Origin of the sequence: Dyadobacter subterraneus, assembly GCF_015221875.1 — a bacterium.
Classification (GTDB): Bacteria; Bacteroidota; Bacteroidia; order Cytophagales; family Spirosomataceae; genus Dyadobacter; species Dyadobacter subterraneus.
Window position 1 is genome coordinate 1,321,813 of sequence record NZ_JACYGY010000001.1, and the last position, 12,963, is coordinate 1,334,775.

Genomic DNA, 12,963 nt, shown 5'->3' on the forward strand with positions numbered 1-12,963 from the left:
GTCATCGTTATAATTATTTCAAAATTAATCGATAGCATATGAAAATTGAAATCTGGTCGGACATAGCCTGTCCGTATTGTTATATCGGTAAAAATCATTTGGATACGGCACTTCAACAATTTGAATTTAGCGATCAGGTTGAGATCGTGCTTCACAGTTTTGAGCTGGAACCGGATATCACTGAAAATAGTGGTGAAGGCCAGCATGATGCTGTCATGAGAAAATACCGACAATCGCCAAAAACTGCTCAGGAAACGCTTGATAGGGCCACATTAGCTGGCAGGGCGGTAGGATTGGTGATAGATTTTGATAGGGTCGTTACCACAAATACGTTTAACGCACATCGGCTTGTTCAGTTTGCTGCTACCGAAGGCAAGGAAAATGAAATGGAAAACCGGTTGTTCAAAGCTTATTTTGCGGAAGGGAAAAATATAAGTGATCTATCGGTTCTGCAAGAACTTGCCTCTGAAATCGGACTGGATGCGCGTCTCATTTTGGAGAATAATTTGTTTACGCCGCAAGTTCGGAAAGATGAAAAAAATGCTCGGTTGTTAGGCATTCGAAGTGTTCCATTTTTTCTTTTTGACTCCAAATATTCAGTTTCTGGTGCTCAGCCTGTTAGTACTTTTTTGGAAGTATTGAGAAAAGTTTGGAGCGAAAATATGCCACTTGATACTGTTATGGATAAAGAAACGGAAGAAGGGTGTGTTGATGGAATTTGTCACGTCAAGTAGTTTTTAGCCTGGTTTTATTACCGGTCGGACGGCGGAAAATGCCGACCGACCGGAGTACCGTCCAACGGTTTTTTCGCCGTCGGGCGGGTAATGAAAAGATGTTTTTAACATAAATATTAAATCTAAATCATGAAACAAACAATTGTAATTACAGGAACAAGCAGTGGTTTTGGTACACTGATGGTGAAAACATTTTCAAACGCGGGACATACCGTTATCGCAACAATGCGAAATGCTGCTACCAAAAATAAGGAAGTTGCAGAGGAACTTGGGAAGCTTCCAGGCGTTGAAGTTGTTGAATTGAATGTCGCCGATGATACTTCTGTAAATCAAGGGATTGCATATATTTTGGAAAAATATGGCAAAATTGACGTACTGATCAACAACGCTGCAATTCAGGGGAATGGACTTTTGGAGGCATACAGCATCGCCCAGATTCAAAAGATCATGGACGTAAATGTTTATGGAATCCTACGTTTGTATAAAGAAGTTTTGCCAGCAATGCGTGCTGTGAAAAATGGCTTAATTATCAATATTTCAAGCAGTTCTGGCCGCGTTTCTATTCCGTTTCAGGTGCCGTATAACACTTCAAAATTTGCGATAGAAAGTATTACCGAAGGTGGTTATGAAGAGCTGATCGGACAAGGGATTGAAACAGTATTAATCGAACCAGGTGCATTTTTGACAGAATTATATGCCAAAGAAGGAACACATGCAGACCGCGCTGATATTCTGGAATCTTATGGAGATGATACTTTGAAAATTATCACTAGTTTCAGTGAAAAATTTGGGGCGACGCTGATGAAACATCAACCTGATATTCAAATTGTCGCGGATGCTGCGGTTACGCTCGTGAATATGGAAAAGGGAACCAGGCCGTTGAGAACGCCGATAGACCCAATTGCAGGTGGATTGGAAGTAGAATATAATGACGCGACTACTGAAATTAAAGGACGCTGGATGAAAATGTACATTTCATAATCTTTACAATCGAATCGTTTTATTGCGCTGTTAAGTTTAAAGCTGTTTTCTTCGTGAGACAGGTTTAAACTTAATTTTGTGTTTAATACTGAAAATTTGAATTTCTTTTTTTCCTGTTAAGATGAAGTTTGTAATAAATAGTCTGACTTGTCTGTTTAGGAAAATAGTACGAAGTGAAATCATGATATCGACCGAAAATGTAGCACAATCAGGAATCTTTTTTTCCTGCATTGAAAAGAATAAACTGGTTACCGAACAGCTCGTTCCTGAACATTTGCTGATGCATGTTTACAAAGGAAAAATCACAATCACGACTGCCGATAAAACCTTTGTGATTTTACCTGGGCAAACAGCTTTGTTCTCCAAAAACCAGTTGGCAAAATTTACCAAAGAATCGGACGGAGATAGTGGATTTAAAGCAGTTACTATGTTTTTTACAAAACCATTTTTACAGCAGTTTTACGAAGGAATTTCAGAACATCAAAAAAAGAGTGATTTTAAAGTTCTGTTTATTGAACCGCATGCGTTATTAAACAACCTGTTTGAATCCGTTTCACTGTATTCAAATATGGAAGATGCGATGATTACGGAAGAGCTTTCTTTGCTCAAAGTCAAAGAGGCGCTGACTATGAGTAGAACACTCAATAAAAACGTAGATTCGTTGTTGTCGGATTTTTCTGAACCTTATAAAATTGATCTCAGCGATTTTATGCAGAAGAATTTCATGTTTAATATATCCATTCCAAGGTTTGCGTACCTTACAGGCAGAAGCCTGGCTACTTTCAAGCGCGATTTTCATAAAACATTTGGTGTTTCGCCTCAGAAATGGCTGACAAAGAAACGATTACTACAAGCTCATTTTCTTATTGCCGAGAAAAAACAGAAACCTTCACAGGTATATGAGGAAGTAGGTTTTGAAAATTTTTCACATTTTACTTACTCGTTCCGCAGATTTTTTGGCTACACGCCGTCATCCCTTTTGAGCTCGTAAACACACAATCTTTGAGCTTCTGAACAAATTAACAAAGGTAGATTCACTGTAATTTTGGTATTCAATACTAAAAAAAACAGTGAAAATGGAAGGTAAAGTTGTGTTGATCACCGGAGCATCTTCCGGCATGGGAAAAGCGACGGCAGAATTGCTGAGCGCAAGCGGTTACAAGGTTTATGGAGCTGCGAGAAGAACAGAATTGATGCGGAATCTGAAAGAGGTGGGTATCAAAATTTTGCAGATGGATGTTACCGACGATATTTCCATACAAAAAGGAATTGATGAAATTATTAAGAAAGAGGGCAAAATAGATATTTTGATTAACAATGCTGGGTTTGGTCTTTTTGGATCGATTGAGGATGTGCCAATGGACGAAGCCAGGTATCAGATGGATGTCAACGTGTTTGGGCTGGCCAGGCTGACGCAGCTTGTTTTGCCTTATATGCGGAAACAAAATTCAGGTAAAATTGTGAATATTACTTCAACAGGAGGAAAGTTATCAAGTCCGCTTGGCGGCTGGTATCATGCCAGTAAATATGCCGTAGAAGCGCTGAGTGATAGTTTAAGAATGGAAGTCAAACAGTTTGGGATTGATGTGATTGTAATTGAGCCAGGTGCGATAAAATCGGAGTGGGGAGATATTGCAATGGAAAATTTGCGGAAAATTTCTGCCGGTAAGGCTTATAGTCCGCTTGCTGGTAAAATCATAGAAATGTCGCAGAAATTAAAACCTAAAAACGAAGATCCTGAGGTTATTGCGAAACTAATATTAAAATCGATCAGTACTAGAAATCCTCGAACGAGATACCATGCCGGATATTTGTCAGGAATCATATTATTCCTAAAAAAGGTATTAACTGATAAACAATTTGACAAATTGATGCTTAGTCAAATGAAGTAAAATGGGTTAAAAAAAGCCAGTTTTAGTATGCAAAGATTAACTGTATTTAGTGAACAAAAAAGTTGTTTGACTGAATACAGTTAAATTAGTATTATGTAATCTTTCATAAGTTCCTGTTAATGAGTAAGATAGTCTGATGGCATACAGATTGCAATAATATAGATACATCCGGCCCGGTTTTCACTGGTGATACAGAACGATTAACCTGGTAAATGTGATTTGAAAACATCTATATTTTTACAATCCTTAGTCACGCTGGTTATATTCAGCTCAAAAACAAAATTAGTATGAAAATTGTAGTCATTGGCGGAAGTGGCCTTATCGGTTCAAAAGTTGTAAGTAAACTGAGTGCACTTGGACATGAAGTAATCGCAGCATCACCAAATTTAGGAGTTAATACAATCACCGGCGAAGGCTTGGCGCAAGTATTAATTGGCACAGATGTCGTTGTAGATGTTGCCAATTCTCCTTCTTTTGAAGACAAAGCTGTTTTGGAATTCTTCGAAACTTCGGGACGTAATCTTTTGGCCGCGGAAGCCGTTGCAGGCGTAAAACATCACGTTGCACTTTCAGTTGTTGGAACTGATCGTTTGGCGGAAAGTGGATATTTCCGTGGGAAAATTGCTCAGGAAAAACTGATCAAAGCTTCACCGATTTCTTACACGATTGTTCATTCAACACAATTCTTTGAATTCTTGGGCGGCATTGCTCAGTCAGGAACACAAGGAGATACCGTTCATCTTTCACCCGCATTTGTACAACCCATTTCTTCTGAAGATGTTGCAGCAGCTGTGGCTGACGCTACTCTTGGTGCGCCAATAAACGGAACAGTTGAAATCGCGGGTCCTGAAAAAATCCGTCTTTCTGATCTTGTTCAGCGTTATCTGACAGAAATGAATGATCCTCGTAAAGTTGTTTCTGATGTTCATGCCCGTTATTTCGGTGCAGAACTGACGGACGAAATGCTGGTTCCTGGAGAAAATCCAATCATCGGAGCTATCGATTTTGAAACCTGGTTTACAAGTCAGAAAAAAGCGACAGTATAACGGTTACCGTTACTGATTTCATCAACAAAACTTTGCTTTTTGAGCCCCTCTAAACGAAGATGACGGGTGTCAGCTTGTCGAGGCTGCTGTATGAGGTGTGCACTTTCCACCCGTTCGTGCATGATTACAACCAACGTCGGCGCAGTATTTTGCTGCGAAATTCCGATCAGCAACGCGGCAGGAAGATGGGCGATTGAGCATTTTAAAAAAACGCACAAAGGAATTTCTAACAATTAATTATCAACTACTCAAAAATCAATATCATGAAAAACACAGTACTTAATATCCTGGTATGTTCCGTCTTTCTAACCATTACAGCAAAAGCGCAGCATACGATGAAAACAAATGACGTCACACAAATTGCCCCGGAAGTTATTTTTACGAAAATGCTTAACACTCCTGAAATTAAAAATCAGGAGGTGAAGCTGGTCATCGTAACCTTTGCCCCGGGTGAAATTTCTGGCGCGCACAGGCATCCGATTCCTACAATTGTTTATGTTTTGGAAGGTAGCATAGAAACGACATTTGACGGCAAAGTGACCCGACTTAAACAAGGCGATACATTCTGGGAAGATCCAAACGGACTGCATACAGAAGCGAAAAATTTGAGTCCTGACAAACCGGCAAAACTTCTGGTTTACTTTATCGGGGATAAGGAAAAGCCGTTTTTAATACCGGAAAAGAAATAATTTCAAACAGCATTTGTGGCTATCAAGGTCTGATAGCTGCAAATGTTACTAAAGCTTAATCGCCATGAAAATTTACGGACAATCAACCTGCAAAACCACGCGAAAAGTGCGGGCTTGGTTAAAAGACCATAATATAGATTATGATTTTCACGATTTTAGAAAAGTGGGTGTGAGTGCTGAAAAGTTGCAGGAATGGGATAATAAGGTTGGTTATCAGGTTTTTCTTAACAAAAAATCAACAGCCTGGAGGCAGCTTGATCCACAGATTAAAGAGGCTGCTAAAAGTAGTGCGGGCACGCTTGCATTATTAGAGCAAAATTCCGGTATCATAAAAAGAGCAGTAGTCGAAGACGATGATTTTCTCTTTTTCGGATTTGATGAAAAGATTTATAAAAATCACTTTCTGAACAACTGATACATTTTCAGAACCAAAGCAAAAATCAAAGAACATGCACGCAGGCAAGTCTTATAAACTTCCGGAATTTTTATTCTGGACCAGAAGAAGCATTTATACATTGATTATTTTAGGGCTTGTCCCTGTTTTTCTTTACCATAATATTGGTCTGAAATGGCTAAATATTCCGTGGCCGGTTGTTGCGCTGCTTGGAACCGCCACAGCATTTATTGTTGGATTTAAAAATACTCAAACCTATAACCGTACTGGTGAAGCGCAACAGATCTGGACAACAATTTTAAATCTTAGCCGTGCCTGGGGACTTGTGAGTAGAGATTATTTTGATAATCCTGAAGATACCAAAGGTTTGATTTATCGCCACCTTGCCTGGCTCACTGCGCTTCGTTACCAAATGAGGGAACATCGGATATGGGAAAGTACAGTCAAAAAACATAATGCAGAATACCGTCAGTTTTACAATATTCCAGAGAAGGAAACACCATTAAAAAAGGAACTTGCAAAATTCCTTTCGGTTGAGGATCTGGAATATATTCTTACAACTGGAAATAAGGCAACGCATATAATGAGTCTTCAAAGCCAGAGTTTAAAAAAACTTTTCAAAAAGGAGCAGATTGTGCTGTTACAATTTATGGAAATGGAAAGAGGCATTAAAGAATTTTATGTTCAGCAAGGCAAAACCGAACAGATAAAAGATTCTCCCTATCCAAGGCAGTATGCGATTATCAACACCCTTTTTGTACGCCTGTTTTGCTTTTTGCTTCCCTTCGGTATGCTGAAAGAATTTGAAAAACTGGATGAGCTCGTTGACGGGATTATGAAAGGCCATATGGTTTGGCTTGTCGTTCCTTTCAGTATCATGATTTCCTGGATGTACACTTCCCTGGAACAAGTTGGAGAAAGTACTGAAAATCCATTTGAAGGCGGTGCAAATGATGTTCCCATCTCCCAAATGTGCCGTAATATGGAAATTGAACTAAGAGAATTTCTGGGAGAAACAGATTTGCCGGAGCCGTTGAAACCACAAAATAATATTATTCTTTAAGAGAGCTTTCGGCAATCGGCTTTTGGCTATCAGGTTAATGCTTGAAATAAAACTTTTAATTAATCAACTATTTATATCATGAAAACTTTACAAATATCCTCTGTACTTCAGACCAATAATACCGGCAATAATGAATTTTCTGCAAGGAAAGTTCGTGGTGCTTTTTTTAATGGATTAATGGATCCTTTGATTGGATTTGATCATTTCCAACTTACCAATGATGTTTTTGGCGCACATCCGCATGCAGGAATGTCAGCCATCAGTTATTTGTTTGATGACTCAGTTCCCTATCATAATCTGGATTCTATCGGAACGGACCGCGTGATCACGCCGGGAAGTATGATGTGGACTTGGGCAGGCAGCGGCGTTGTGCATACCGAATTTCCTGTACCCAATGGCGGAAGGGTGCATGGTCTTCAATTATTTGTCAATATTCCAGCGCATAACAAACAGCATCCGCCGCAAAGTTTGTTTTTAGATCGCTCTGCTATTCCTGAAATTTTGGAAGAAGGTTTAAAAGTACGGGTCATTAGCGGTAGTACAGGGAATACTGCTAATCCTATTCAAACGCCTGATAAGCTCGCATTCCTGCATATTTTTATTTCCGCCGGAAAAAGTTTTACGCACAATCTGCCGAAGGGATGGACGGGAACCATTTATACAATCAGTGGAAATGTGAATTTTAGAAATACAGTTGGCCAAACCAAACTGAGTACCGGAACAGTCATTTCTGTCGGATTATCAGACAATAATGAAAATCTGACTTTCAGGGCAGAAGAAAATAGTGAGTTTATTTTACTTAGCGGTGTGCCTTTAAACGAAGAAATATTCTCATCCGGCGCGATGGCCATGAGTTCTCCGGGAGAACTTGGTAAAGCAATCTCGGATTTTGAAGAAGGAAAAATGGGATTTATAAATATGGAAGGAGGAAAAAGGGAAGTGGTTTTGCCGGTTTAACGGATTAGTTATCTGTTCGCAATCGGGCGTCAGATAGGTAAAAAAAGACAAATAAAGAAATAAGTAATTACATCAAATTTAACCCCAATTATAAATGAGCACAAGACTTTTGATTTTCAAAGCATTTCCTGATGGGTTTAATGCGTTGAACGCGATGGATAAAGTAATCAGGGAATCAGGTATTGATAAGTGGTATCAGGAATTGATCAAGATCAGAGCTTCGCATATCAATGGATGTGCTTTTTGTCTAGATAAACATACTAAAGACGCACTGGCACTAGATATCAATCCCCGGAAAATAAACTTGATACCGGTGTGGAGAGAAGCAACTGACCATTTTTCGGAAGAGGAGCAAACGATTCTTAAATTGACTGAGGAAATCACTTTTATTCATGACGATGGTCTTAGTGATGAGGTCTATAACGACAGCATACGGCTATTCGGAGAAGTTTTGACCGCAGAACTTGTGATGGCCGCAACCGTAATTAACGCCTGGAACCGTATTGGTGTGGGTCTAAAAATGCAGCCAAAATTTTAATTTGTTAATTCCTTTTACGGATATACTCTCCAACTTTATACTTACAAGTTGGAGAGTATTTTCACATCTTAATCTATAATTGGAGCGTTTGCGGGCCGAATTCTTCAAAGTGAATGGCTTGCTTTTTAATGCCTCTTTCAACAAGGTCCTTGTAGTGTTTGGCAATAAAGGGACTTGGGCCGCAAATGTAATAATCCGCATTTTCCGGAAGAATCTTATTGTCAAATTTGTTGAGATCAACCCATCCTTCATAGGTATTACCGAAGTCGTGCTTGTTATCAATTCGGTCGTAAAACGTGTGCCTGTGAAAGTCTTGTTGTCCATCTGCCCAGTTATCGATCACATCTTTGAACGCATGTACCTTTTCATCCCGACAGCCATGAATCCAGGTTTTTGGTCTGTTACTGCCGCTTTGAATCAGGTTCTCCAGCATGCTGATCAGTGGAGTCTGGCCAACACCGCCGCTGATAAAAACAACTGGGTGATCTCCCTTGGGGTTTAGCGTAAAATTGCCTGCTGGTGCCGAAACTTCAACGATATCTCCAGCATTCAGGAAATCGTGCAGCCTGTTGCTGATCATTCCATCTGGATTAAGCCGCGTTAAACCTTCTTTCTTCACTGAGATTCGGTAGTATTCACCATTTGGCGCACTGGAAATACTGTATTGTCTTGGCTGCAAAAGGTTAAGTTCCGGAATAAAAAGACGGATGCTAATATATTGGCCGGGAATAAAATCAGCCACCGAACCCTGGTCAGCCGGATACAGATGAAAAGAAGTTATCTCAGCAGACTCAACAATTTTTTCGTTAATAATAAAAGGTTTCCAGCCGCTCCAGCCACCTTTTTTCTGCACTTGTTTACTGTACAAAGTACTCTCGTGACCCGACATAATGCTGGCCAGCTGATTATAAGCTACTTCCCATGCATCCAAAATCTCGGGTGTAGCGGCTTCTCCCAGTACTTCGGAAATTGAAGCCAGCAAATGTTTTCCAACAATTATGTAATGTTCAGGCCTGATATCCAGACTTATATGCTTCTGACTTATTCCGTCAATGGCGGGCATCAGTATTGCAGGATTTTCAATATTTTCGGCGTAAGCCAAAATCGCCATCGCAAGGGCAGTTTGCTGTTTGCTGTTTTGCTGGTTGGCCATATTAAAGACATTTTTAAGCTCAGGATTACCTTTAAACATACGTTTGTAAAAATAGTCGGTCAGTAAAACTCCGTTTTCTTTCAAAACAGGTACCGTTGCTTTTATCAGGTTTTTTTGATCTGTGGTCATTATCTAATTTATTAACTATGCATGTAAATTATTTGATAGGACAAATATAACGGTAAATAAATAATAAAAGATCTTTTTATCTTGTATTATTTATCTGATTTTTTTGTTCTTGTTAATAGATTAAATAGAAGACTTTTATATCTTTTATTTATTAAAAATCCATATATTTACTACAAACAAATGAATATGGTTTTTTCAAAAACATGTGAATATGCGATCCGGGCAGTAATTTTTATTGCGCAAAAATCCGAAAAAGGAGCAAAGATAGGAATCAAAGAAATTGCCGAAGGAATTGATTCCCGGTATATTTTATCGCAAAAATTCTTCAGGATCTTAGCAAGAGAGGATTGGTACAATCTAGCAAAGGGCCAAACGGCGGTTTTTATATCGATGAAGCAGGTCAGAAAAAAACCTTAATCGATATTGTAAGAGCTGTTGATGGTGATAATATATTTACCGGCTGTGGGTTGGGACTTAAAAACTGCTCGGAAATAAAACCATGTCCGCTGCATAATGAATTTAAGCTCATCAGATCCAAAATACAAATGACACTTAGCTCCGCTACAATCGGAGCATTTAACGAGAGTCTCAACCTGGGATTAAGTTTTATCAAAGAAAGGTAAGTGTATGATCTTTCAAATTCCGGAAATTGCATCTTTTGTTCCGGCCTGGCATATTAACTTTGGTGCTGCGATCATTACATTACTTCATGCTTAAACACGTGGTGCTTTTTCATCAACAAAAGTCAAACTGATCTGCACGCCCTGATACTGGCTAATGCTTAGCGTGGCATCAATCTGCTCACTCAAACCCCTGATCAAACTCATACCCAGTGTTCGGTTTTGGCCTGGTTTTAAATCAACCGGAAATCCAACCCCATTGTCGCCTACTACAAACCGGTAAGTTTTATTTTCTTCTTCAGCCAATTCAATATTTAATGTGCCAATCTGGCTATCAGGAAATGCATATTTTAGTGAATTAGTTACTGCTTCGTTCAGAATGAGCCCTAGTGGGACAGCGAACGTAACGTCCATATCGATAGGAGAGATGGTAATGTTTTTGTTAATGGTGTCAATACGGTTGAAAGAATTGATCAAATAGTCAACAATTTCATGGATATAGCTGACCATCGGAATGCTGGATAACCGGTCGGTCTGGTAAAGTTTCTGGTGAATCAGAGCCATGGCGTGCACACGGTTCTGGCTTTCTTTAATGGCAGCCAAAGCCTCCTTATCTTTAAGAAAAGAACCCTGCAGTTGGAGCAGACTTGTAATGATTTGCAAATTGTTCTTAACCCGGTGATGCATTTCTTTTAACATCCATTCCCGGTCTTCCAACAGATGATCCTTTTCTATCAGCAGTTGTTCTTTGTCAATCAGCAAATGGTCTTTTTCCTCTACAACAAGTTCCAGTGAGTAATTCTTACGGTTTATTTCAATTTGTTTGGCCTGGAGCAGCTGGTTGCTGCGCTGTTTCAGCTGGTAACGGTTGAATCCCAGCCCCAGTAAAAGTGCTAACAAAATAGCAGCGGCAATGATACCATTCCGCATGGTAGCCGCCTGCTGCAGCATAGTTTGCTGCAGCTGACTTTGCTTTGTAAGAAGCTGAATGTCCTGTTGTTTGAGTTTCAGGTCCTGGTCTTTTTTCTCCGTTTCGTACTGGATACTTAGCTGGGTTATCTGTTTGCTTCTTTTCTCATTGAAGATTGAATCGTTAAGAGCTTTGTATTTCTGATAATGTTTGATAGCTGAAACGTAATGGGCCTGTGCAGAGTCCACCTTAAAGCGCATCAGGTGAACTTCTATCTGATGGCTGGGAATTATCCTTTTCTGAGGAGCTGCCAACAGTCGTTTTAAATAAGGGTCGGCTTTATCATATTGACCGCTTGCCACATAAAACTGACTTATTTTCCGCCAGGCAGTATATTGAAAACGCAAAGTGATTTGTTTACTCCAGGTAACGCTTTCCAGATAATATTTTTCAGCCAGATTGTTCTGTTTTAAAGCGCTGTAACATGCTCCGTAACATTGAGCCATCAGCAGGTTATCTTCGTAGGTACAGGGTATGTTTTTGCGCGTAATGTCTTCTATAAACCATAGCGCTTCCAGCGCTTTCCCTTGTCTAAGCCAGGTAGTTACCATACGGCTTGCTAAGCCCACCTGATTAAATAACTTGCCTCTTTGCTGGCTTAAAAGCAAAGATTTTTGATGATAGGCGATACTTTTATTAAACTGGCCTAATTCATAGTAGGCGTTTCCAAGTCTGTAATAAGCATAATCCAGCTCATCCGGCTGTCCGCTGTTTTCAACACTTTTTACGACTTTAAGGATGTAAAACAGCTTTTGATTCAAATCGCCTTTGGCCTGACTTAAATCGGACATAAAATAAAGCGCGTTGGATAAATAGCCATATTCACCCGGCATTTTATAGACACTTTCCTCAGCCAGCTCATGGTAAGCCCTTGTCAATGGTTTAGCACCAACCTTCTTTTGAATAGCTAATACCTGGAGCGCTTTTTGTTCGGCTTCTTTGGTATCTCCTCCGCTTAGCTGAAAATGTTCATAACCCATTTCCATCAGAATAATCATTTCCAGTGACTTATCGCCGATCTGGCGGGAGACGGCCAGAGCTCTTTCCAGCGCCATCATATTTTCCCTGCAATCATCACAAAATGTGGTTGTTGCCATTCTTAGCAGCGCTCTGATTTCTCCCGTTTTGTCACCTCTTTGTTTACGGGCTTCAATGACTTTCATAAAATAAATTTTCCCCTGCCGCCAGTCTTTGCTTAGAAGATAGGCTACACCCATCAGACACTGGCTTTCTTCAAACCATTTTCTACTGGCTGTTTCTTCACTGATTGTTTCAGCCTGGCGAAAAAGTATAATGGCACTGTCCCGGTTGGCCTTTTCAGTATAGGTTGGCCGAAGCTTATTTTTGCCGAGTTCCAGTAATAGTTTAATCCGGCTGGTATCACTCAGCGATTTTAACAGGGGCAGTGCTAGGCCGATCTTCCGCTGTTTAGTATACGCTTTACCCAGGAGGAACATGGCCTGATCCTTTCCCTTCTTGTACGCAAGCTGCTCACTTAACTGCTGTGCTTGTCTGGCGAGTACTACTGCGCTATCCAGATCGGTTTTGGGATCTAGTGTCCTGCTGACATAATAATCACTTAGTTTAAGAAGCTCTTGTACCCTATTTATATCTGCTTTACCGTTTTGTATTGATTTTGTCAGCCTGACAACCTCCATAGTTGAAATCTTTTGAGACTGTGCCGGACCAGCTGATAAGCTTAGCCAGCAAAACCACATTAAGAAACAAATCAGTTCAGGATGACGCATGGTACATAGTTTGGTAGTCACAAGAAAAGAGCACGACCTGCTTTTATTT

The 12,963-nt window shown here is 39.9% G+C and carries 14 protein-coding genes; 12 read left to right on the forward strand and 2 right to left on the reverse strand.

Features of this window, described 5'->3' with window-relative positions; translation table 11 throughout:
- The first annotated feature begins 38 nt into the window (after nt 1-38).
- From IEE83_RS05535 to IEE83_RS05580, 10 genes are all read left to right on the forward strand, one after another.
- Nucleotides 39-734 (forward strand): DsbA family oxidoreductase, encoded by a 696-nt coding sequence (locus tag IEE83_RS05535; protein WP_194119612.1) that lies wholly within the window; start codon nt 39-41, stop codon nt 732-734.
- A gap of 129 nt (nt 735-863) precedes the next feature.
- The gene (locus IEE83_RS05540; protein WP_194119613.1) at nt 864-1,715 is read left to right on the forward strand and encodes an SDR family NAD(P)-dependent oxidoreductase; all 852 of its coding nucleotides are present in this window, start codon (nt 864-866) and stop codon (nt 1,713-1,715) included.
- A 181-nt stretch (nt 1,716-1,896) separates the two neighbouring features.
- A complete protein-coding gene (locus IEE83_RS05545) occupies nt 1,897-2,706 on the forward strand; it encodes a helix-turn-helix domain-containing protein (protein ID WP_194119614.1) in 810 nt (269 codons plus the stop codon).
- An 85-nt stretch (nt 2,707-2,791) separates the two neighbouring features.
- Entirely contained in the window at nt 2,792-3,607 is an 816-nt protein-coding gene (locus IEE83_RS05550) for an oxidoreductase (RefSeq protein ID WP_194119615.1), read from the forward strand.
- Between the two features lie 287 nt (nt 3,608-3,894).
- Nucleotides 3,895-4,653 carry an SDR family oxidoreductase gene (locus IEE83_RS05555; protein WP_194119616.1) on the forward strand — a complete coding sequence of 253 codons (759 nt, stop codon included), beginning with the start codon at nt 3,895-3,897 and terminating at the stop codon, nt 4,651-4,653.
- 263 nt (nt 4,654-4,916) lie between these two features.
- Nucleotides 4,917-5,342, forward strand: coding sequence for a cupin domain-containing protein (locus IEE83_RS05560; protein ID WP_194119617.1), 426 nt, complete (start codon nt 4,917-4,919; stop codon nt 5,340-5,342).
- A 64-nt stretch (nt 5,343-5,406) separates the two neighbouring features.
- Nucleotides 5,407-5,757, forward strand: a complete 351-nt coding sequence (locus tag IEE83_RS05565; RefSeq protein ID WP_194119618.1) for a Spx/MgsR family RNA polymerase-binding regulatory protein — start codon at nt 5,407-5,409, stop codon at nt 5,755-5,757.
- 34 nt (nt 5,758-5,791) lie between these two features.
- Nucleotides 5,792-6,799 carry a bestrophin family protein gene (locus IEE83_RS05570; protein WP_194119619.1) on the forward strand — a complete coding sequence of 336 codons (1,008 nt, stop codon included), beginning with the start codon at nt 5,792-5,794 and terminating at the stop codon, nt 6,797-6,799.
- A gap of 78 nt (nt 6,800-6,877) precedes the next feature.
- Complete coding sequence (locus IEE83_RS05575; RefSeq protein WP_194119620.1) at nt 6,878-7,756, forward strand: pirin family protein; 879 nt, start codon at nt 6,878-6,880, stop codon at nt 7,754-7,756.
- Nucleotides 7,757-7,850: 94 nt separating this feature from the next.
- Nucleotides 7,851-8,294 (forward strand): carboxymuconolactone decarboxylase family protein, encoded by a 444-nt coding sequence (locus tag IEE83_RS05580; protein WP_194119621.1) that lies wholly within the window; start codon nt 7,851-7,853, stop codon nt 8,292-8,294.
- A gap of 73 nt (nt 8,295-8,367) precedes the next feature.
- On the opposite strand, the gene hmpA is transcribed toward IEE83_RS05580, so the two are convergent.
- A complete protein-coding gene (gene hmpA / locus IEE83_RS05585; RefSeq protein WP_194119622.1) occupies nt 8,368-9,576 on the reverse strand; it encodes an NO-inducible flavohemoprotein in 1,209 nt (402 codons plus the stop codon).
- Between the two features lie 186 nt (nt 9,577-9,762).
- Between hmpA and IEE83_RS32845 the strand changes: the two genes are divergently transcribed.
- Nucleotides 9,763-9,993, forward strand: coding sequence for a helix-turn-helix domain-containing protein (locus IEE83_RS32845; protein ID WP_228102072.1), 231 nt, complete (start codon nt 9,763-9,765; stop codon nt 9,991-9,993).
- A complete protein-coding gene (locus IEE83_RS32850) occupies nt 9,924-10,199 on the forward strand; it encodes an RrF2 family transcriptional regulator (RefSeq protein WP_228101686.1) in 276 nt (91 codons plus the stop codon). The genes IEE83_RS32845 and IEE83_RS32850 overlap by 70 nt, the downstream gene beginning before the upstream one ends.
- Nucleotides 10,200-10,289: 90 nt before the next feature.
- On the opposite strand, the gene IEE83_RS05595 is transcribed toward IEE83_RS32850, so the two are convergent.
- The gene (locus tag IEE83_RS05595) at nt 10,290-12,914 is read right to left on the reverse strand and encodes a histidine kinase dimerization/phosphoacceptor domain -containing protein (protein WP_194119623.1); all 2,625 of its coding nucleotides are present in this window, start codon (nt 12,912-12,914) and stop codon (nt 10,290-10,292) included.
- Between the last annotated feature and the right edge of the window lie 49 nt (nt 12,915-12,963).

Excerpts from the sequence above, each read along its gene's own strand:
- IEE83_RS05555 (WP_194119616.1), top strand. The coding sequence starts at position 3,895 with ATGAAAATTGTAGTCATTGGCGGAAGTGGCCTTATCGGTTCAAAAGTT.
- hmpA (WP_194119622.1), bottom strand. The coding sequence starts at position 9,576 with ATGACCACAGATCAAAAAAACCTGATAAAAGCAACGGTACCTGTTTTG.
- IEE83_RS05570 (WP_194119619.1), top strand. The coding sequence starts at position 5,792 with ATGCACGCAGGCAAGTCTTATAAACTTCCGGAATTTTTATTCTGGACC.
- IEE83_RS05535 (WP_194119612.1), top strand. The coding sequence starts at position 39 with ATGAAAATTGAAATCTGGTCGGACATAGCCTGTCCGTATTGTTATATC.
- IEE83_RS05560 (WP_194119617.1), top strand. The coding sequence starts at position 4,917 with ATGAAAAACACAGTACTTAATATCCTGGTATGTTCCGTCTTTCTAACC.
- IEE83_RS05595 (WP_194119623.1), bottom strand. The coding sequence starts at position 12,914 with ATGCGTCATCCTGAACTGATTTGTTTCTTAATGTGGTTTTGCTGGCTA.
- IEE83_RS05580 (WP_194119621.1), top strand. The coding sequence starts at position 7,851 with ATGAGCACAAGACTTTTGATTTTCAAAGCATTTCCTGATGGGTTTAAT.
- IEE83_RS05550 (WP_194119615.1), top strand. The coding sequence starts at position 2,792 with ATGGAAGGTAAAGTTGTGTTGATCACCGGAGCATCTTCCGGCATGGGA.
- IEE83_RS05540 (WP_194119613.1), top strand. The coding sequence starts at position 864 with ATGAAACAAACAATTGTAATTACAGGAACAAGCAGTGGTTTTGGTACA.
- IEE83_RS32845 (WP_228102072.1), top strand. The coding sequence starts at position 9,763 with ATGGTTTTTTCAAAAACATGTGAATATGCGATCCGGGCAGTAATTTTT.
- IEE83_RS05575 (WP_194119620.1), top strand. The coding sequence starts at position 6,878 with ATGAAAACTTTACAAATATCCTCTGTACTTCAGACCAATAATACCGGC.
- IEE83_RS05565 (WP_194119618.1), top strand. The coding sequence starts at position 5,407 with ATGAAAATTTACGGACAATCAACCTGCAAAACCACGCGAAAAGTGCGG.
- IEE83_RS05545 (WP_194119614.1), top strand. The coding sequence starts at position 1,897 with ATGATATCGACCGAAAATGTAGCACAATCAGGAATCTTTTTTTCCTGC.